This window comes from Pseudomonas sp. KH_017, assembly GCF_057840285.1.
In genome coordinates this window covers 4,253,220-4,274,220 of record NZ_CM174509.1, presented here as the reverse complement: position 1 = coordinate 4,274,220, position 21,001 = coordinate 4,253,220, and the positions used below count along the sequence as shown (strand labels likewise).

17 protein-coding genes are annotated in these 21,001 nt (G+C 60.7%); 12 read left to right on the top strand and 5 right to left on the bottom strand.

Features of this window, described 5'->3' with window-relative positions; genetic code table 11:
• Positions 1-43: 43 nt before the first annotated feature.
• From AC3IT6_RS19455 to AC3IT6_RS19445, 3 genes are all read left to right on the top strand, one after another.
• Complete coding sequence (locus AC3IT6_RS19455) at positions 44-493, top strand: acyl-CoA thioesterase (RefSeq protein WP_347907601.1); 450 nt, start codon at positions 44-46, stop codon at positions 491-493.
• A 184-nt stretch (positions 494-677) separates the two neighbouring features.
• Positions 678-1,637: a tRNA dihydrouridine synthase gene (locus AC3IT6_RS19450; RefSeq protein WP_008050845.1), complete on the top strand. Its 960-nt coding sequence runs from the start codon at positions 678-680 to the stop codon at positions 1,635-1,637.
• 121 nt (positions 1,638-1,758) lie between these two features.
• Positions 1,759-2,205: an Hsp20 family protein gene (locus AC3IT6_RS19445; RefSeq protein WP_095965286.1), complete on the top strand. Its 447-nt coding sequence runs from the start codon at positions 1,759-1,761 to the stop codon at positions 2,203-2,205.
• Positions 2,206-2,372: 167 nt separating this feature from the next.
• On the opposite strand, the gene AC3IT6_RS19440 is transcribed toward AC3IT6_RS19445, so the two are convergent.
• The 5 genes from AC3IT6_RS19440 to AC3IT6_RS19420 all read right to left on the bottom strand — a co-directional run bounded on the left by AC3IT6_RS19440 (position 2,373) and on the right by AC3IT6_RS19420 (position 9,585).
• Positions 2,373-2,987, bottom strand: coding sequence for a hypothetical protein (locus tag AC3IT6_RS19440; RefSeq protein WP_489352073.1), 615 nt, complete (start codon positions 2,985-2,987; stop codon positions 2,373-2,375).
• Positions 2,984-3,598, bottom strand: a complete 615-nt coding sequence (locus tag AC3IT6_RS19435; RefSeq protein ID WP_460057067.1) for a hypothetical protein — start codon at positions 3,596-3,598, stop codon at positions 2,984-2,986. Before AC3IT6_RS19435 ends, AC3IT6_RS19440 begins: the two co-directional genes overlap by 4 nt.
• Positions 3,595-5,058, bottom strand: coding sequence for a PAAR domain-containing protein (locus AC3IT6_RS19430; protein ID WP_489352070.1), 1,464 nt, complete (start codon positions 5,056-5,058; stop codon positions 3,595-3,597). The genes AC3IT6_RS19435 and AC3IT6_RS19430 overlap by 4 nt, the downstream gene beginning before the upstream one ends.
• A 292-nt stretch (positions 5,059-5,350) precedes the next feature.
• Positions 5,351-8,629, bottom strand: coding sequence for a sensor domain-containing protein (locus AC3IT6_RS19425; RefSeq protein ID WP_223448400.1), 3,279 nt, complete (start codon positions 8,627-8,629; stop codon positions 5,351-5,353).
• A 65-nt stretch (positions 8,630-8,694) separates the two neighbouring features.
• A complete protein-coding gene (locus AC3IT6_RS19420) occupies positions 8,695-9,585 on the bottom strand; it encodes a LysR family transcriptional regulator (RefSeq protein ID WP_008047336.1) in 891 nt (296 codons plus the stop codon).
• Between the two features lie 147 nt (positions 9,586-9,732).
• Between AC3IT6_RS19420 and leuC the strand changes: the two genes are divergently transcribed.
• The 9 genes from leuC (at position 9,733) to AC3IT6_RS19375 (ending at position 20,917) form a co-directional block, all read left to right on the top strand.
• Positions 9,733-11,151 (top strand): 3-isopropylmalate dehydratase large subunit, encoded by a 1,419-nt coding sequence (gene leuC / locus AC3IT6_RS19415; RefSeq protein ID WP_489352068.1) that lies wholly within the window; start codon positions 9,733-9,735, stop codon positions 11,149-11,151.
• A gap of 11 nt (positions 11,152-11,162) precedes the next feature.
• Complete coding sequence (leuD, locus tag AC3IT6_RS19410; protein WP_007905962.1) at positions 11,163-11,807, top strand: 3-isopropylmalate dehydratase small subunit; 645 nt, start codon at positions 11,163-11,165, stop codon at positions 11,805-11,807.
• 137 nt (positions 11,808-11,944) lie between these two features.
• Entirely contained in the window at positions 11,945-12,712 is a 768-nt protein-coding gene (locus AC3IT6_RS19405; protein ID WP_223448402.1) for a class I SAM-dependent methyltransferase, read from the top strand.
• A 51-nt stretch (positions 12,713-12,763) separates the two neighbouring features.
• Positions 12,764-13,846, top strand: a complete 1,083-nt coding sequence (leuB, locus tag AC3IT6_RS19400) for a 3-isopropylmalate dehydrogenase (protein ID WP_223448403.1) — start codon at positions 12,764-12,766, stop codon at positions 13,844-13,846.
• A gap of 66 nt (positions 13,847-13,912) precedes the next feature.
• On the top strand, positions 13,913-15,025 hold the full coding sequence (gene asd / locus AC3IT6_RS19395) for an aspartate-semialdehyde dehydrogenase (RefSeq protein WP_007975660.1): 1,113 nt from the start codon (positions 13,913-13,915) through the stop codon (positions 15,023-15,025).
• Between the two features lie 266 nt (positions 15,026-15,291).
• Complete coding sequence (locus AC3IT6_RS19390) at positions 15,292-16,302, top strand: aspartate-semialdehyde dehydrogenase (RefSeq protein ID WP_489352064.1); 1,011 nt, start codon at positions 15,292-15,294, stop codon at positions 16,300-16,302.
• A 206-nt stretch (positions 16,303-16,508) separates the two neighbouring features.
• Positions 16,509-19,121: a motility hub landmark protein FimV gene (locus AC3IT6_RS19385; protein WP_489352062.1), complete on the top strand. Its 2,613-nt coding sequence runs from the start codon at positions 16,509-16,511 to the stop codon at positions 19,119-19,121.
• Between the two features lie 281 nt (positions 19,122-19,402).
• Entirely contained in the window at positions 19,403-20,227 is an 825-nt protein-coding gene (truA, locus tag AC3IT6_RS19380) for a tRNA pseudouridine(38-40) synthase TruA (protein ID WP_095943676.1), read from the top strand.
• Between the two features lie 63 nt (positions 20,228-20,290).
• Entirely contained in the window at positions 20,291-20,917 is a 627-nt protein-coding gene (locus AC3IT6_RS19375; protein ID WP_489352060.1) for a phosphoribosylanthranilate isomerase, read from the top strand.
• Positions 20,918-21,001: the final 84 nt, after the last annotated feature.

The following is a 21,001-nucleotide window of genomic DNA, read 5'->3' as shown; positions in this document are numbered from 1 at the left end:
GTTACACTGCCCCGGTCGAAATTATCTGACCAGGGAGTCGGGCATGGGCTGGGATCGGGAAACGCCGTTCATCATTGATCTGCAAGTGAGCGCCGAGGACATTGACGGGTTGGGGCACGCGAACAACGCGGTGTACGTGACCTGGCTCGAACGCTGTGCCTGGCGCCACTCCCAGCGCCTTGGTCTGGACCTGGTCGAGTATCGCCGGCTGGACCGGGCGATGGCGGTGGTGCGGCACGAGATCGATTACCTGGCGGCAGCCTATGAGGACGATGAGCTGCAATTGGCGACCTGGATCGTCGATTGGGACCAGCGCCTGAAAATGACCCGGCACTTCCAGTTGATCCGCCCCAGTGACAACACCACGCTATTGCGCGCGCAGACCACGTTCGTTTGTATCGAACTGTCCACCGGCAAGCCCAAACGCATGCCGGTAGAGTTCATCGAGGGCTATGGCCCGGCGATCCGGGCACAGGAGTTGGTGCAACCCTGATTCCATGTGGGAGCGGCGGTGCGGCGGTCCGACTTGCTCGCGAAGGCGCCGTGTCAGTCAACATTTAATTCGCTGACACACCGCCTTCGCGAGCAAGCCCGCTCCCACAATGGATCTGCGATGTTCTGCAGATTTTCTCTGAACCCAGTAAACTGCCGCACGTTTTTCCTCGAGTGTGTTTTTCATGCAAATTGCTTTGGCGCCCATGGAGGGGTTGGTCGACGACATCCTGCGCGATGTGCTGACCCGCGTGGGTGGTATTGACTGGTGCGTGACCGAGTTCATTCGGGTCAACGACCAGTTGCTCACACCTGCCTATTTCCACAAGTTCGGCCCTGAGTTGCTCAACGGCGCCCGGACAGCCTCCGGTGTGCCACTGCGTGTGCAACTGCTCGGTTCCGACCCGGTGTGCCTGGCAGAAAATGCCGCGTTGGCTTGTGAACTGGGGTCCGAAGTGATCGACCTGAACTTCGGCTGTCCGGCCAAGACCGTCAACAAATCCCGTGGTGGCGCGGTATTGCTCAAGGAGCCCGAGCTGCTCAACCAGATCGTCGAACACGTCCGTCGTGCCGTCCCCGCGCACATTCCGGTCACCGCCAAGATGCGCCTGGGTTTCGACAGCCCGGACGGTTCGCTGGTGTGTGCCACGGCCCTGGCCGAAGGCGGCGCCGAACACATCGTGGTGCACGCGCGGACCAAGGTGGATGGCTACAAGCCGCCGGCGCACTGGGAGTGGATTCCGCGGGTGCAGGACGTGGTCAAGGTGCCGGTGTTCGCCAACGGCGACATCTGGAGCGTTGAAGACTGGCGTCGCTGCCGCGAGATCAGCGGCGTGGAAGACATCATGCTCGGTCGCGGCCTGGTTTCGCGTCCGGACCTTGCTCGGCAGATCGCCGCGGCGCGGGCCGGTGAAGAAGTGGTCGAGATGACCTGGGCCGAGTTGCTGCCGTTGATTCAAGACTTCTGGCTGCAAGCCAAGGCACAGATGACGCCACGCCAGTCGCCGGGTCGCCTGAAGCAATGGCTGGCGATGCTGACCCGCAATTATCCCGAGGCGGTAGAGCTGTTCACCGTGCTGCGTCGTGAGACCGAGCTGGATAATGTCTCGCGCTTGTTGGGTTTGCCGGTGGCTGAAGCGGCCTGATACTTTTTAGAAAATAATCTCTTGAAATGCAATCAGCGGTCCCTATCTAAGGATTACGCGATGCCGAATTCGGGTCGCGGAGACAAAAAACCTTGCTGATTTTTTTCAGGAGATTTGAATCATGGCTACTACATTTTCCCTGGCCCCACTGTTCCGTTCCTCGGTAGGTTTCGACCGTTTCAACGACCTGTTCGAGACCGCCCTGCGCAACGAGCCAGGCAGCAGCTATCCACCCTATAACGTGGAGAAACACGGCGACGATCAATACCGCATCGTCATTGCCGCCGCAGGTTTCCAGGAAGAAGATCTGGAACTCGAAGTCGAGAAAGGTGTGCTGACCATCAGTGGCGGCAAGCGTGACGCGAACGAAGACGTCACTTATCTGTACCAGGGCATTGCGCAACGTGCCTTCAAACTGTCCTTCCGTCTGGCGGACCATATCGAGATCAAGGCTGCCGGCCTGAGCAACGGTCTGCTGAGCATCGACCTGCTGCGGGTGATCCCGGAAGAGGCGAAAGCCAAGCGCATCCCGATCAACGGAGCGCAGAAGCCGGCTCTGCAACACTAAGTCAGAACCAGAGGTCGGGCTGAGTGAGTGTCACCCAGCCGACTGACACCAGAAGACCCCGACTTGTCGGGGTCTTTTTTTGACTCAAGTCCAGCCGTAGCGCACCAGGTGAAAGAAGATCGGTGCCGCAAAACAAACTGCGTCGCCAGCCTGCTCGATACCCTGGGTCAAGGGTTCGTCCATGGCTTGGCCAGTGCCAGCGTGATGAGATAGCGCTCTTCCGTGGGGCGTTTTTTGTCCTTGAAACGTCCGACTACCAGCATCACTTGATACTGGTTACCCGCATGCCAATAGGAGGTGCCGCCCTTGTTCACGTCGCGCAATTGGGCTCGCCATTGCGGCGTATCGGCGAATGGTGGATCTTCCTCGACCCGGATCGGAGTCCAGCCGGCTGCGCGCAATTGCTCCTGCAGATCCAGCACGACCTTGAGGGTGTCATCAAGCAATAGCGGCTCGATCTGCGGGGACATGCGGACATTGCCGACTCGCTCATCGTCGAAACTTACGCTGAGAAAACGCGCCAATGGGGTCACAAATCCGTATTGAGGGTCTACGAAACGCAGGCGAGCATCAGACTTCGGCAATCGCCCCCAGTAATGCCCAGGAATCGCTGGATCAATGGCTGCACTGGAGCGCTGTCGCATATCTTCCCAAGGCTCGCCAATCATCAGGGCTATTTCCGCTTCATCCGACAGGACTTCAATCGCCGCCAACGTCAGGAGGACCGCGCCAGCCAGTGCCAACGCACCCCGTCGCCAGCCTATGCACTGCAGCAAACTCATTGCATGCCCCGTGATCGGTGGATTCCCAATGTGATGAGATAGCGTTCCTCGGTGGGACGCTTGCTGTCCCTGAAGCGACTGACCACCAGCATCAGTTGGTACTTGTCACCTGCTCGCCAATAGGCTGTACCGCCTTTGTTGACATCGCGAAGTTGGGCTCGCCATTGCGGGGTGTCGGCGAAGGATGGGAAGTTCTCGGTTCGGACAGGTATCCAACCAGCGTTGCGCCATTGCTCCTGCAAATCCAGCACGACTTTGAGGGTGTCGTCGAGCAGTAGTGGTTCGATTTGCGGGGACATGCGGACACTGTTTATCACCTCCTTGTTGTAAATAATCGTAAAAAAGCTGGCTAGCGGGGTTACGAAGCCGTACTCGGGATCCATGAAACGCAGACGGGCATCCGTCTTTGGAATGTTGAACGACACCTGCCCGGGAATAGCCGGACCGATGGCCGCGCTGGAGCGCTGACGCATAACCTCATAGGGCTCACCTAGGAGTAGAGCAATTTCCGGTTCATCCGACAGGACCTGAATCGCCGTTGCTGTCAGGAGGGCCGCGACTGCCAGCAACGAGAAGCTGCGGCGCCAGCCCAAACGATGCAACAGACTCATCGCACGCCACCACCGACGGCAATCTCCCGAATCGACTGCTCAATCCGATCGCGCTGGTCGCTATGCAGCAGATCGTCAAACTGCGCCGCGGCCTTGAGCACGAAGGCCATGCGCCGCTCGACGTCAGCCAGGTCGGCGAAGGGAAAGTTGCTAAACCCAACGGTGCGCCCGTCCTCGATGGGACGGCACTGACTGGCCAGGGTCAGTTCAATGGCCTGAGCAGCCCCGGAAGGAAGGTTGGTGACGTAGGAGAAATGGTTACCGCGCAGCAACCATTTCAGTCCAGTGTCGTCGTACATCGCCGGTTGCAGGATGTTGACCTGCTCGTGCGTGGCAAGAAACGCCACACTTTCCGCGATATTGCCAGCGTCAATCGCCTCGAAGGCCAGGAGGATTTCATCATGGTCAATCCCGAACTTCAGCGTTTCCTGTCCGACCGGCCACAGTACCGGATGCTCACCAGTGCCATAGATGTTCTTCCGTGAAGCCAGACAAGCCTTCAACGCCTCCAACCCCCGCTCCGCATAAAACACATGCAACGGATACACATCCAGGAACAGCGTGGTATTGCCCATGGCCAGCATCTCGTGCACGAACCGGTACATCCGTTGCGCGAGGGGCAACGCACTGTCGACACCCCAATGGGTGAAGCCCCACACCGGGTTGTCGCGGTTGGCCTGTTCGTAGTCGCGCTGGCGCTGTTCAAACTCCCGAATCGTCGCCCGCTTTTCCCGCTCGCTGGGGCTGAGCAAACCCACCAGCCCTTGCCTGGCGCTGTCCCTCAACTGCTGCATCGTCTCTTCTTCAGTCTGCATCTTGTCGATCGACTCTGCCGCGTGCAGCAGGCCGCAGCCCACCTGCTTGGAGGCAAAGGCCGCAAGGCCGGCCCACTGGAAACGCGGGTCGTGGCGCCACAGCTGGGCGTAGGCGGCGTTGATCGCCTTGTTGCGTGCTTTCGGGTCGGTGATCAGCTTGCCGCCCGGCGCCACGACGTTTTCGACCCGTTGCTGGTAGCCGCGCCAGAGGTTCTCGCAGGCCGTTCCCGGCCGTTCGCTGAAGGTCGGCGTGGCAGTCTTCGGTGCCGAAGCAGGCCCGGACTGGCGAGGCGCGACCGGATTGGCAGGGGCAGGAGGAGTCGCGGGTTGAGGGACGGCCCTGGCTGTGGGGGGCGCTGGAGTAGCCTGAGAGATATAGCTGGTTATCGTAATCGAATGCTGCAGCGTGGCTTTGCAGGGACAACTGCTGACACTGTCCAACGTGCCGGCTACGGGCCTGCCGTGACTATCAATGAACGAGACACCACCCTGGATTTGAAAGAATTCGCTGCTCTTGCCGCAAGACACCCGGTCCCCTTCGCGGGCATGGGCGAAGCCAAACATCGTGATGCGGGTATCGCCCTCCAGCACCTCGCCGCCGCAGCTGGTCTTATCGCCCTTGCGAATGAAATATCCCTTGGCCATTGCATCAACTCCTGTTTTTTCGCGACTTGAGCGAGCCGCTCCAAAGGGCCCGCCAGCAAGCACATGGTGCCGGCTCCCGAGTGAAAATCGAGGCATGGCAACGTGCGGCGCACAGGGTCAGCGCCGGAGAAATAAACGTAAATAGGATGTTTCCGAGATGCGTGTAGGAAATGGGGATGAATGGCTTTTTTCAACGGTCGTACGACGATTAGGGTGATGGAGCCGCGTTTTTCCAATCAGCCCGCGTCATCGTTAGCGTGCATCTCGAGCAAGCTCGCTCCTACAGGAAGGGTTATTTCAATAGTTTTTGAAACTCTTCCACCGGCAACGGCGGGCTGTGCAAATACCCTTGGTAGAAGTGACACTCCAGCCCCTGCAAGAACTCCAGCTGCTCGGCTGTTTCCACCCCTTCGGCAATCACCTTCAAATCCAGGCTGTGGGCCATGGCGACGATGGCGCGGATGATCTCGGCGTCGTTCGGGTCGCTGGTGGCGTCGCGGATGAATGACTGGTCGATTTTCAGGGTGTCGACCGGCAAGCGCTTGAGGTAGGTCAGCGAGGAGTAGCCGGTGCCGAAGTCGTCCATGGCGAAGCTCACGCCGAGTTTTTTCAGGCGGCGCATTTTGCTGATGGTGTCTTCCAGGTTCTGGATGACGATGCCTTCGGTGATTTCCAGCTTCAACAGGGAGCAGGGCAGGCCATAGCTGGTCAGGCTGTTTTCGACGCGCTCGACGAAGTCGTTCTGGCGGAACTGGCGTGGGCTGATGTTCACGCACAGGCTGAATTTGTACGGATTCACCAGGCCGTCGTCGATCAATTGCTTGAAGGCCTGGCAGGCTTCGTCGAGGATCCAGGTGCCGACCTCCAGAATCAGTCCGCTGTCTTCCAGCACCTTGATGAACTCGGCGGGTGATTGCGCGCCGAGCTCCGGATGATTCCAGCGGACCAGTGCCTCGGCGCCGACGATGCGGTCGCCCCGGGCGTCGATCTGGGGTTGGTAATGCACGCGAAACTCGCCCCGGGAAAGCGCCAGGCGCAGGTCGGTTTCCATGCGCAGGCGTTCGCTCGCGGCCTTCTGCATGGTGTTGTGGTACATCTGCGCGGTATTGCGACCAGAGTCCTTGGCGCGATAAAGCGCGATGTCGGCACGCTTGAGCAGGTCGGTCGGGGTCGAGCCGTGATCGGGGATCAGCGCAATGCCGATGCTTGGCGTCACTTGCAAGCGCTGGCCGTCGAGGAACATTGGTTCGGACAGCAGTTCGCGGATGGTGTCGGCCAGTTCGCGAACCTGATCGCTGACCTCGCTGCGCGAGCCTTCAAGGCCGCTGAGCAGTATCACGAATTCGTCACCGCCCAGGCGCGCGACGGTGTCTTCCATGCGCACGCTGGCCTCCAGGCGCGCTGTGATGATTTTCAGCACGGTATCGCCCACCGGGTGCCCGAGGGAGTCGTTGATGTGCTTGAAATGGTCGAGGTCGAGGAACATCAGCGCGCCGCGCAGGTTATGCCGTTTGAGCAGGGCGATCTGCTGGCTCAGGCGGTCCATCAGCAAGGCGCGGTTGGGCAGGTTGGTCAGTGGGTCGTGGTAGGCCAGGTGGCGGATCTGCGCTTCGGCGTTTTTCAGCAGGCTGACGTCTCGCGCGGTCAATAGCAGACAGGCGGTTTCATTGAGGGTGATCGGTTCCACCGAGACTTCGACGGTGAGCAGTTCGCCGCGCTTGTTGCGTCCGAGCATTTCCTGGTGATGAACCCGGCCCTTGATCTGCAGTTCGGCCAGCAACGCCGAGCGTTGTTTTTCTTCAGCCCAAATCCCCACCTGATACACCGTGCGGCCCACCACTTCCTCGGCGCGGTAACCGGTCAGGCGGCAGAAACCGTCGTTGACCTCCAGATAGCGTCCGGTGTCGCGCTCGGTGATGGTGATGGCGTCGGGGCTGGAGTGGAAGGCCTTGGCGAATTTCTCTTCACTGGCCTTGAGCGCCGCTTCCGAGCGCTGTTGCTGGGTGATATCGCGCAGCGTGGTGACGATGCAGGCCTGGTCGCCGACGCTGATCTGACGGCTGGAAATCACGCAAGTCAGGACCTGTCCGTCCTTGTGCTGGACCAGAATGGCCACGTTGTTCAGGCCTTGCTCGCGGATCACTTGTTCGATCCGTCGCAGGCTTTTCGCCGAAGCGTCCCACAGGCCGATTTCGTCGGCGCTGCGGCCGATCACGTCGGCAGTGCTCCAGCCGAAGGTCTGGGTGAAGCTGGAGTTGATTTCAATGAACTGGCCGGTGTCCTGGTGGGTGACGCAGATCGGATCGGGGCTGACCTGGAACAGCGTGGCGAATTTTTCTTCGGAGGCCACCAGCCGTTGTTCGCGCTCCACCTGGTCGGTGATGTCGAGCAATGTGCCGGCCATGCGCACCGGCACGCCGTTGTCATCGCGGTAGAGGCGGGCGCGGCTTTCCAGATAGCGCGAGCTGCCGTCGGGCAATTGCACGCGGTAGGTCAATTGATAGTTGCCGGCCGGGCCTTCACGCAGGCTGCGGTAAGCGTCGCGCATGGTGTCGCGTTCTTCGCCGGGCACGCCTTCGAAGAACTCGTCGAAGGACTCGTGAAAGGGTTTGGCGTCCAGGCCGTGCAGTTGGGCGGCCCGTGCCGATCCGTAGAGCATGCCGCTGGGAATGTGCCAGTCCCAGGTGCCGAGTTGCGCCGAGTCCAGGGCCAGGTCGAGGCGTTCCTGGCTGTCCTTGAGGGCCTGTTCGGCGACTTTGCGTTCGGTGGTGTCAAGGAACGTGCTCAGTAGATAGGGCTGGCCTTCGAGCTCGACTTTCTGCGCACTGAGGATGCCGTCATGGACCTGGCCATTGCTGGCGCGAAACTGCACTTCCATGCTGACCAGGTCGCCTTTGGCTTTGGTGGCCTTGACCAGGTCGGCCCGTTGTTCGGGATGCACCCACAGGCCCAGTTCCAGGGTGGTGCGGCCGATCGCGTTTTGCACCGGCCAGCCGAACAGGCTTTCGAAATACTGGTTGGCTTCGGAAATCAGGCCGTCTTCCTGGCGGGTCAACAGGACCATGTTCGGGCACAGGTGGAACAGGGTGGCGAAGCGTTTTTCCGAGCTGCTCAACGCCTGTTCGCGCTGGCGCTGGTGGGTAATCTCGCGGATTACGCCGATCATCCGTGGCCGGCCGTGCTTGTCCGGCAACAGGCTGCCGTTGATTTCCAGCCAGTGCAGGCTGCCATCGGGCCAGCGGATGCGGTGATGCATCGCTTGCTCCAGCGGCGCGCCAGCGATGACCGCGTGGAATGCGCGAAGGGTTTTCGCGCGATCTTCCGGGGGCAGCAGGTCGAGGTATTCCAGATCCCGTGGCAACGGTTTGCGGGGATCGAAGCCGAACAGCGCCTGCGTACCCCGGGACCAGCTGATCTGCCCGCGCTCGATGTCCCAATACCAGGCACCCAGGCGCGCGCCGTTGAGCGCGGCCAACAATTGCGAGGCACTTTCCCAGCTCTGTTCGGAGTTTTTCGGGTCAAGTGCCTGTATACGCGGCATTGGCGGAATACGATCGACAGATTTGGGCATTGGCAAGCCTTAGGCTGAATGGGCGTTTGGCACAGGAGTTCGCGGCTCTATAGGAGTAGCACAAGTCAGCCTTGAGTCCCTGGCGGATCGAGTTGAGCATCCAGCAAGGCCATGAAAGCCCGCGCGGCGTTCGACAGCGTCCTTTCCGTGTGCAGGATATAGCCTAGCTGGCGAGTGAGCTGTATGCCCGGCAAAGGTATGCGCGCCACCTGGTCATCGAGCATGGTGCGCGGCAAAACGCTCCAGGCCAGGCCGATCGAGACCATCATCTTGATGGTTTCCAGGTAGTTGGTGCTCATGGCGATGTTGGGCGTCAGGCCCTGGGCTTCAAACAGCCGCTGCACAATGTGGTGGGTAAAGGTGTTACCGCCGGGGAAGACCGCCGGGTGTCGGGCGATGTCCGCCAGGCTGACTTTGCCGTTATTGAGCAACGAATGCTCCGGGGCAACCACGAAATCCAGCGGGTCGTCCCACACCGGGGTGGCCTTGACCAGCGCATGGGGTTCCGGCGCCAGGGTAATGACCGCCAATTCGGCACGGCCATGGAGAATTTCCTCGTAGGCCACTTCCGAATCGAGGAACTGAATATCCAGCGCCACTTGTGGGTAGCGTCGGGTGAACTCCCTCAATAAGGGTGGCAAACGGTGCAGGCCGATATGGTGACTGGTGGCCAGGGTCAGACGACCGGTCACTTCGCCCGTGAGGTTGGTCAAGGCGCGGCGCGTATCATCGAGGACATTGAGTATCTGGTAGGCCCGCGGCAGCAGGGCGCGCCCGGCCTCGGTCAGGCCCACTTCACGACCCAGGCGATCGAACAACCGTACCTTCAATTGCTGCTCCAGCCCGGCGATACGTTTGCTGATCGCGGGCTGGGTCAGGTGCAGCCGTTCGCCGGCGCCGGAGAAGCTTCCGGTCTCGGCGATGGCGATAAAAGCATTGAGGTTGGCCAAGTCCATGGTTGTATTCCAGTTGGTTATCCAAAGCATAAAAAATATGAATTTGAGTTATTTAATGTAACCCCATAGGATCAGCCTCACAAGCCAAAGGGTTATTGAGCATTTCAAAATCCGGGGCATAGAAACAAGCTGATGAGGAACCGTCTGATGGCCGGCAAAACGCTCTACGACAAGCTCTGGGATTCGCATTTGGTCAAGCAGCGCGACGATGGCTCGGCGCTGATCTACATCGATCGTCACATCATTCACGAAGTGACTTCGCCGCAAGCCTTCGAAGGCCTGCGTCTGGCCGGGCGCAAGCCATGGCGCATCGATGCCAACATCGCTACCCCGGACCACAACGTACCGACCACGCCGGAGCGCAAGGGCGGCATCGACGCCATCGTTGACCAGGTCTCGCGCCTGCAAGTGCAGACCCTCGACGATAACTGTGACGAATACGGCATCGTCGAATTCAAGATGAACGACGTTCGCCAAGGCATCGTCCACGTCATCGGCCCGGAGCAGGGCGCAACCTTGCCGGGCATGACCGTGGTCTGCGGCGACTCCCACACCTCGACCCACGGCGCATTCGGCGCATTGGCGCACGGTATCGGCACTTCCGAGGTCGAGCATGTGCTCGCCACCCAGTGCCTGGTCGCCAAAAAGATGAAAAACATGCTGGTGTCCGTCGAAGGCGAGTTGCCGTTCGGCGTAACCGCCAAGGACATCGTCCTCGCCGTGATCGGCAAGATCGGCACCGCCGGCGGTAACGGCCACGCGATCGAGTTCGCCGGTAGCGCGATTCGTGACCTGTCCGTCGAAGGCCGCATGACCATCTGCAACATGTCCATCGAGGCCGGCGCTCGCGTAGGCCTGGTAGCTGCGGACGAAAAGACCGTGGCTTACGTCAAGGGTCGTCCATTTGCTCCGAAAGGCGCGGAATGGGACCTGGCTGTTGAAGCCTGGAAAGACCTGGTTTCCGATGCCGATGCCGTCTTCGACACCGTTGTCGAACTCGACGCAGCCGATATCAAGCCGCAAGTCAGCTGGGGCACCTCGCCGGAAATGGTGTTGGCTGTTGATCAGAACGTTCCGGATCCTGCCAAGGAAATGGACCTGGTCAAGCGCGGTTCCATCGAGCGCGCCTTGAAATACATGGGTCTGACCGCCAACCAGGCGATCACCGACATTCAGCTCGACCGTGTGTTCATCGGTTCCTGCACCAACTCGCGGATCGAAGATTTGCGTGCGGCGGCCGTGATCGCCAAGGGCCGCAAAGTGGCCTCGACCATCAAGCAGGCCATCGTCGTGCCAGGCTCGGGTCTGGTCAAAGCCCAGGCTGAATCGGAAGGCCTGGACAAGATCTTCCTCGAAGCCGGTTTCGAATGGCGCGAGCCGGGTTGCTCGATGTGCCTGGCGATGAACCCGGACCGTTTGGAGTCCGGCGAGCACTGCGCTTCGACCTCCAACCGTAACTTCGAAGGCCGTCAGGGCGCCGGTGGTCGTACCCATCTCGTCAGCCCGGCCATGGCCGCGGCCGCCGCTGTGAACGGTCGTTTCATCGACGTCCGTGAATTGATCTAAAGGAGCGCAGCATGAAAGCTTTTACCCAGCACACTGGACTTGTCGCGCCTTTGGATCGTGCCAACGTCGACACCGACCAGATCATCCCGAAGCAATTCCTGAAGTCGATCAAGCGCACGGGTTTTGGCCCGAACCTGTTCGATGAGTGGCGTTACCTGGATGTGGGTCAGCCTTACCAGGACAACTCCAAGCGTCCGCTGAACAAGGACTTCGTCCTCAACGCCGAACGTTACCAGGGCGCCAGCGTATTGCTGGCCCGCGAGAACTTCGGTTGCGGCTCCAGCCGTGAACACGCGCCGTGGGCGCTGGAAGAGTACGGTTTCCGCAGCATCATCGCGCCGAGCTATGCCGACATCTTCTTCAACAACAGCTTCAAGAACGGCTTGCTGCCGATCATCTTGAGCGATGCCGAAGTCGATGAGCTGTTCCAGCAGGTCGAGGCGACTCCGGGCTACCAGTTGCAGGTTGATCTGCAAGCTCAGACCGTGACCCGTCCGGATGGCAAGGTGTTGAGTTTTGAGATTGACGCGTTCCGTAAGCACTGCCTGCTCAATGGCCTGGACGATATCGGCCTGACGTTGCAGGACCACGAGGCGATCGCCACGTTTGAAGCCAAACACCGTGCGAGCCAGCCGTGGTTGTTTCGCGATGCGTGATTGATCCGAAATTGATGTAGGTAGGGCCGGCCTCTTCGCGAGCAAGCCCGCTCCCACATTGGAATGCATTTCAAATGTGGGAGCGGGCTTGCTCGCGAAGGCGGCAGATCAGACAACACAAATATCAGGACATAACTATGACCAGCACCGCCCAGCACACCCAGGTAGTCCAGAAGCAATTCGGTGAACAGGCCTCGGCCTACCTGAGCAGCGCCGTCCACGCTCAAGGCACTGAATTCGCGCTGCTACAGGCCGAACTGGCCGGGCAGGGCGATGCCCGGGTCCTGGACCTTGGCTGCGGTGCCGGTCACGTGAGTTTTCACGTAGCTTCATTGGTGAAAGAAGTGGTGGCCTACGACCTGTCGCAGCAGATGCTCGACGTGGTGACCGCTGCCGCTGTCGATCGTGGCTTGAGCAACGTGACCACGGTCAATGGTGCCGCTGAGCGCCTGCCGTTCGCCGATGGTGAATTCGATTTCGTCTTCAGCCGTTATTCGGCGCACCATTGGAGCGATCTGGGCGTGGCCCTGCGGGAAGTGCGTCGAGTCTTGAAGCCGGGCGGTGTCGCGGCGTTCGTCGACGTGTTGTCACCGGGTAGCCCGCTGTTCGACACTTACCTGCAAAGCGTCGAAGTGCTGCGCGACACCAGCCATGTGCGCGATTATTCCGCCGGCGAGTGGTTGCGCCAGGTCAGCGAGGCGGGGCTGCACACCCGCAGTACCACTCGTCAGCGTTTGCGCCTGGAGTACAACAGCTGGGTCGAGCGCATGCGCACACCTGAAGTGATGCGCGCGGCGATCCGCGAGTTGCAGCAGTCGATGGGCAATGAAGTACGCGAATATTTCGAGATTGAGGCCGATGGTTCGTTCAGTACCGATGTACTGGTGCTGATGGCTGAACGATAGAATTTTTCCGGGTGCGTCCATGGGCGCACCGACTGATGACATGAGGAAAGCATGAGCAAGCAGATTCTGATTCTCCCAGGTGACGGTATTGGCCCGGAAATCATGGCCGAAGCGGTTAAAGTACTTGAGCTGGCCAGCGACAAGTTCGCCCTGGGCTTCGAGTTGAGCCATGACGTGATCGGTGGCGCTGCCATCGACAAGCACGGCGTGCCGTTGGCCGACGAGACCCTGGAACGTGCCCGTACGGCCGACGCCGTGTTGCTGGGCGCCGTTGGCGGCCCGAAATGGGATGCCATCGAGCGTGACATCCGCCCTGAGCGCGGCCTGCTGAAGATCCGTGCGCAACTGGGCCTGTTCGGCAACCTGCGTCCGGCGATCCTGTACCCGCAACTGGCCGAGGCTTCCAGCCTGAAGCCGGAAATCGTGGCCGGCCTGGACATCCTGATCGTGCGTGAGCTGACCGGCGGCATCTACTTCGGCGCGCCACGCGGTACCCGTACCCTGGAAAACGGCGAGCGTCAGTCCTACGACACCCTGCCGTACAGCGAAAGCGAAATCCGCCGTATCGCCCGTGTCGGTTTCGACATGGCCATGGTCCGTGGCAAGAAACTGTGCTCGGTGGACAAGGCCAACGTACTGGCCTCCAGCCAACTGTGGCGTGAAGTGGTCGAACAAGTGGCCAAGGATTATCCTGAGGTCGAACTGAGCCACATGTACGTCGACAACGCCGCGATGCAGCTGGTGCGTGCACCGAAGCAGTTCGACGTGATTGTCACCGACAACATGTTCGGCGACATCCTGTCCGACCAGGCCTCGATGCTCACCGGTTCGATCGGCATGCTGCCGTCGGCGTCCCTGGACACCAACAACAAGGGCATGTACGAGCCGTGCCACGGTTCGGCGCCGGACATCGCGGGCAAGGGCATCGCCAACCCGTTGGCGACCATTTTGTCGGTGTCGATGATGCTGCGCTACAGCTTCAACCAGCAAGCCGCGGCCGATGCCATCGAGAAAGCCGTCAGCCTGGTGCTGGATCAGGGCTTGCGCACCGGTGACATCTGGTCGGCCGGTTGCACTAAAGTCGGTACGCAGGAAATGGGTGACGCAGTAGTCGCCGCGCTGCGGAATCTGTAATCTCTCGGGCCCGCTGCCAAATTCAAGACAAGGTAGCGGCCCACATTTCAAGAAGGTGTAGTTGCGATGAAACGTGTAGGTCTGATCGGTTGGCGCGGTATGGTCGGTTCCGTGCTCATGCAGCGGATGCTGGAAGAGCAGGATTTCGATCTTATCGAGCCGGTGTTCTTCACCACTTCCAATGTCGGTGGCCAAGGCCCGTCCGTGGGCAAGGACATTGCTCCGCTCAAGGACGCTTACAGCATTGAAGAGCTGAAAACCCTCGACGTGATTCTGACCTGCCAGGGTGGCGACTACACCAGCGAAGTCTTCCCCAAGCTGCGTGAAGCCGGCTGGCAGGGTTACTGGATCGACGCCGCTTCCAGCCTGCGCATGCAGGATGACGCGGTGATCGTTCTGGATCCGGTCAACCGCAAGGTGATCGACCAGCAGCTGGATGCAGGCACCAAGAACTACATCGGCGGCAACTGCACCGTCAGCCTGATGCTGATGGGCCTCGGTGGCCTGTTCGAAGCTGGCCTGGTGGAGTGGATGAGCGCCATGACCTATCAGGCGGCCTCCGGTGCCGGCGCGCAGAACATGCGTGAACTGATCAAGCAAATGGGCGCGACCCACGCCGCTGTTGCCGATCAACTGGCCGATCCGGCCAGCGCGATCCTCGACATCGACCGTCGTGTAGCCGAAGCCATGCGCAGCGACGCGTACCCGACCGAAAACTTCGGCGTACCGCTGGCCGGCAGCCTGATCCCGTGGATCGACAAGGAACTGCCGAACGGCCAGAGCCGCGAAGAGTGGAAAGCCCAGGCCGAGACCAACAAGATCCTCGGTCGCTTCAAGAGCCCGATTCCGGTCGATGGCATCTGCGTGCGCATCGGCGCCATGCGCTGCCACAGCCAGGCGCTGACCATCAAGCTGAACAAAGACGTACCGATCGCCGATATCGAAGGGCTGATCAGCCAGCACAACCCTTGGGTCAAGCTGGTGCCGAACAGCCGTGAGACCAGCATTCAGGAGCTGAGCCCGAACAAGGTCACCGGCACCCTGAACATCCCGGTTGGCCGTCTGCGCAAGCTGAACATGGGTTCGCAGTTCGTCGGCGCGTTCACCGTCGGCGACCAGTTGCTGTGGGGCGCGGCCGAGCCGCTGCGTCGCATGCTGCGGATCCTGCTCGAGCGTTGATCGGTTGATGCAATGAAAGAACCCGCGCCTTGAAAGAGGCGCGGGTTTTTTTATCCCTGACAGTCTGAGGCTTCTTCGTTGTCTGGTCGGCCGTCTTCGCGAGCAAGCCCGCTCCCACATTTGATCTCCGGTGCTCATGGGATCAAATGTGGGAGCGGGCTTGCTCGCGAAGGGGCCATCACAGGCCCCACAAGGCCCGGCAGAATTGCCTGTATCCCACCCACCCGGTAAAGTGCCGCTCCCCCCGTTTCGCCAGAGGTCAAACCATGAGCCAGTCCATTGATATTGCCGTGATCGGCGCCACCGGTACTGTCGGCGAAACACTCGTGCAGATTCTCGAAGAGCGCGATTTCCCGATCGGCAACCTGCACCTGTTGGCCAGCAGCGAATCCGCCGGCAGTTCGGTGCCGTTTCGCGGCAAGAACGTGCGGGTGCGGGAGGTCGATGAGTTCGACTTCAGCAAGGTGCAGTTGGCATTCTTTGCCGCCGGCCCGGCGGTCTCGTTGAGTTATGCTTCCCGGGCGACAGACGCCGGTTGCTCGGTGATCGATCTCTCCGGTGCCCTGCCGGCCGAAAAGGCGCCACAGGTCGTGCCTGAGGCCAACGCCCAGGTGTTGGCCGGCTTGAAAAAACCCTTTCAGGTCAGCAGTCCAAGCCCGTCGGCCACTACCCTGGCGGTGGTGCTCGCACCATTGATGGATTTGCTCGATTTGCAGCGCATCAGCCTGACCGCCAGCCTCGCGGTATCGGCCCAGGGTCGCGAAGCCGTGAGCGAGCTCGCCCGGCAGACCGCCGAGCTGCTGAATGTGCGGCCGCTGGAGCCAAAATTCTTTGATCGGCAGATGGCCTTCAACCTGTTGGCCCAGGTCGGCAAGCCGGATGAGCAAGGTCATACGTTGCTGGAAAAACGCCTGGTGCGTGAGCTGCGTCAGGTCATGGCGCGGCCTTCATTGAAGATTTCCGTCACTTGCATTCAAGCCCCGGTGTTTTTTGGCGATAGCTATAGCGTGACCCTGCAGTCCGCGAGTGAAATCGACCTGTCAAAAATCAATGCAGCCCTGGAAGACGCACCCGGCATCGAGCTGGTGGAGGCCGGCGATTACCCGACCCCGGTGGGCGATGCGGTAGGGCAGGATGTGGTCTACGTTGGTCGTGTTCGCCAGGGTATCGACGACCCGTCGGAACTTAATCTGTGGCTGACGTCAGATAACGTACGCAAAGGCGCAGCGCTCAACGCTGTGCAGCTGGCCGAGTTGTTGCTTAAAGACCTGCTGTAAAAGATACTTTGCAACAATTTGTCGAATGATTCCGCGCGAGCCTATGCTTGCCGGAGTGCTGAAGGCAGAGCCACTCTGCAGGGCTTTGCCGGGCATCAATGAAATGACCGCGCGCGACGACCCTCGCCGTTGCGCGCAATGTCTTACGGCAGCGACTATCAATACCTTCTCGCTGGCCGAGGAATGTTCAAACTAAGGATGAGCTAATGGTTCAAGTTCGCAAACTGGTGTTAGCAATAGCGGCCGCCTCGGCGCTGTCCTCCGGTATGGCGCATGCCCTCGGGCTCGGGGAGTTGACCCTGAAATCGACGCTCAACCAGCCGCTGGTAGCGGAAATCGAGCTGCTCGATGTCAAGGATCTCACCGCCGCCGAAGTGGTGCCGAGCCTGGCCTCACCAGACGATTTCGCCAAGGCCGGTGTCGACCGCCAGGCGTTTCTCAACGACTTGACCTTCACCCCGGTGCTCAACGCCAGCGGCAAAAGCATCCTGCGCGTGACCTCCAGCAAACCACTTTCCGAACCCATGGTGAAGTTCCTGGTTCAGGTCATGTGGCCGAACGGTCGTTTGCTGCGCGACTACAGTGTGCTGCTCGATCCGTCCAAATTCTCTCCGCAAACCGCTGAAGCGGCTGCGCAACCGACGTCAACGGTTGCCGCGCCCGTCACCGGTGCGACCAAACCGTCCCAATACACCACCACGCCGCGCGATACCCTGTGGGAAATCGCCGCGAAGGCGCGTAATGGCGGTTCGATCCAGCAAACCATGCTGGCCATCCAGGCGCTGAACCCGGATGCCTTTATCGACGGCAACATCAACCGCTTGAAAACCGGCCAGGTGCTGCGCCTGCCGGACCAGGCACAGAGCACGGGCCTGCCGCAAGCCAAGGCCATTGCCGAAGTGGCTGCGCAGAACACCGCATGGCGCCAGGGGCGTCGCTACGTGGCGAAACCCGGGGCAGGGCAGCAACAGCTTGACGCCACCAGTCGCGCTCGTACCGATGGTGCTCCGGCGCAAGCGACCACCGACAAGCTGAGCCTGGTGTCTGCCGAGTCCGGCAAGAGCCGTGGCAAAGGGGCTGCCGGAGATGCCAAGGCCCTCAGCAACAAGCTGGCGGTGACCCAGGAAAGCCTCGACAGCAGCCGTCGTGATAACGCCGAACTGCAAAGCCGCATGACCGATCTGCAAAGCCAGGTGGACAAGCTGCAACGCCTGATCGAGTTGAAGAACAATCAACTGGCCAAGTTGCAGGCCGAGGGCGCTGCGGGTGCACCAGCGGCTGCGACAGCTCCGGCGATGTCGGCCGAGCTGGCTGCCACCCCGGCAGCGCCTGGTCCGGCTGACACTGCACCAGCGCCCGAGGCAACTGCGGCGCCGGCCGAGAAGCCCGTTGAGGCGACACCGGCAGCATCCGACGATCAGAAATTCAATGAGTTGCTGACCAATCCGGCGCTGCTCGGCCTGGTGGGTGGCGGTGCGGTGATTCTGCTGCTCCTGCTGCTGTTGCTGGCGCGCCGCCGCAAAGCCCAGCAAGAAGCCGAAAAGCATATGCGCATGGCCCGTGCCCTGGCCGAAGAACAGCCGTTCCCGGCCGATTTCGACTTGCCGGAAAGCAGCTTCGAAGGCCTTGAAGTTCCGTCGCCGAGTGTGAAGCTGGCGACTGCCCCGACGCCTGCTCCCGCGCCAGCGCCGGTGGTTGCTCCGGTGGTGATGACCACGCCGATTGCCGCACCATTGGTGGCTCCGGCCGCCGAGCGTTCCGACGACGTGCTGGGCCAGGCTCAATCGCACATCAATGCCGGTCGCCTGAACCAGGCTGCCGCGTTGCTGGAGGACGGCGTCAAGCAAGAGTCGAAGCGCAGCGACTTGCGCTTGAAACTGATGGAAGTCTACGGCCAGCAAGGCGACCGCGATGCGTTCGTCGGCCAGGAGCGTCAGTTGGTGGCCAATGGCGACAACTTCGCCCAGGTTGAAAAACTCAAAAGCCGCTTCCCGGCCATGGCGCTGGTGGCTGCCGGTGGCATCGCCGCAGCCGCCGTTGCTGCCGAGCTGGACGCGCAATACGTCAAGGATCTGTTGCTCGATGAGCCGCAAGCACCGGCGCCAGAACCAGAACCAGAACCAGAGCCAGCGTCGTTCGAGGATGACCTCGACAGCGCCTTCGACCTGAGCCTGGATGATCTGGACGCGATTACGCCTGTGGCACCTGCACCTGCGCCGGAGCCCGAAGTGGCGGCGCTGGCAGGCCTGGACGAGTTCCCGCTGGATGACGATCTGAGTTTTGAATCGGTGTTGCAGCAACAGACTGAAATCAAGGAAAACCTCGACGATCTGTCGGACTTCGATCTGGACCTGGATCTCGGTGCAGAACCGTTGCCGGCGATACTGGCTGAAGACGATTTCCTGCTGGATCTGGACGAAGGCGTGAAGGATTTTCCGGTCGCCGAAACCCCGGCTATTCCCGAGGTCGCGCTGGATGACCTGGAATTGCCGGCCGATTTCGATCTGTCGCTGGCCGACGAAATGGACGCGCCGGATGCGTTCGCAGCCGAGCTGGATGATGTCAACGCCGAGCTGGAGAGCTTGTCCAGCAGTATCGGCGAGCCGACGTTTACCGAAGCTGATGCAGCACTGGGTGACGATGATGACTTCGACTTCCTCTCGGGTACTGACGAAGCCGCTACCAAGCTCGATCTGGCCCAGGCCTATATCGACATGGGCGACAGCGACGGTGCTCGCGACATCCTCAATGAGGTGGTGAGCGAAGGCAGTGCCGAGCAGAAGAGTGAAGCCGAGGAAATGCTTTCGCGCCTGGCTTGAGTGATCGGTAGGTTGTAAACAGAACGGCAGCCCATTGAGGCTGCCGTTTTTGTTTGGTCCATGAATTGATGTTGTTTGCTCGGGCCTCATCGCGGGCAAGCCCGCTCCCACAGTGATTTATGTTGCCCACAAAACCTGTGGGAGCGGGCTTGCCCGCGATGAGGCCGGTGCAGTCAAAGGAGATCCCTCTGGCATCCCCGCCCGGCGGCCTTATAATGCCCGCCTTTGGTACATCATCAGGCTGTCCCTCCTTGGCAAATATAGATAACCCGGCCGCCGAAATGGCAGCCGACGGCTTTTTCCGGATCGCGCTGGGCGTCGAATACAAAGGCTCGCGCTACCGTGGCTGGCAGCGCCAGGCGTCCGGGGTGCTCACCGTGCAGGAAACCCTCGAAAACGCCTTGTCCAAAGTCGCCGACTCACCCGTTTCGCTGATGTGTGCCGGGCGTACCGACGCCGGGGTGCATGCCTGCGGACAGGTGGTGCATTTCGACACCCAGGTCGAGCGTTCGATGAAGGCCTGGACCATGGGCGCCAACATCAACTTGCCCCACGACGTCAGTGTCAGTTGGGCCAAGGTCATGCCGGCGCATTTCCATGCGCGGTTCAAGGCCATTGCCCGGCGTTATCGCTACGTGATCTACAACGATCAGATCCGCCCGGCGCACCTGAACGAAGAAGTCACCTGGAATCACCGTCCGCTGGACGTCGAGCGCATGGCCGAGGCCGCTCAATACCTGCTCGGCACCCATGATTTCAGTGCTTTTCGCGCCGGCCAGTGCCAGGCCAAGTCGCCGATCAAGGAACTGCATCACCTGCGCGTCACCCGTCACGGCAAGATGATCGTGCTGGATATTCGCGCCAGCGCCTTCCTGCATCACATGGTGCGCAACATTGCCGGCGTGCTGATGACCATTGGCGCCGGAGAGCGTCCGGTGGAGTGGATGAAAGAGGTGCTGGAAAGCCGGATTCGACGGACCGGTGGCGTGACCGCGCATCCATTCGGTTTGTATCTGGTTCAGGTCGAGTACCGTGACGAGTTCCAATTGCCCGAGCGTTACATCGGTCCACACTTCCTGACCGGTTTCTCGGAACTTGGCGGCTGACGCCCTCGAATGCTTTTGTTACCATCCGGGACTTTCCCGGATTTGTCTTGGAGTTGTGTCGACATGTCAGCCGTTCGCAGCAAGATCTGTGGGATTACCCGCATAGAGGATGCGTTGGCAGCCGTCGAGGCCGGGGCGGATGCCATCGGATTCGTGTTCTACGCCAAAAGCCCCCGTGCGGTGACGTTCCAGCAGGCGCGCTCGATCATCAAGGCGCTGCCGCCGTTCGTGACCACCGTGGGCTTGTTCGTCAATGCGAGCCGTTGCGAATTGGGTGAAATCCTCGACGCGGTGCCCCTGGACCTGCTGCAATTTCACGGCGATGAAAGCGCGGCCGAGTGCGAAGGTTGGCATCGTCCGTACATCAAGGCGCTGCGGGTCAAGGCGGGTGATGACATCGCCGCGGCCTGTGATGCTTATGCCAGTGCCAGCGCAATCCTGCTCGATACCTATGTCGAAGGCGTTCCCGGAGGAACCGGCGAGGCGTTTGACTGGTCACTGATACCGCAAGGCTTGAGCAAGCCGATCATTCTGGCGGGCGGTCTGACGCCGGATAACGTCGCCGAAGCGATTGCCCGCGTCCGGCCTTATGCCGTGGATGTCAGCGGCGGGGTCGAGGCGAGCAAGGGCATCAAGGATCACGCAAGGATTCAGGCATTTATCAAAGCGGTACGCGGTAGCACCTGTTGATGTGACGGCTGGCAGACTGCCGCCGTCCACTGCACTGTACAAAGCGGATGCACTGCACACAGCAGGCAGATCCGAGGGATTGTG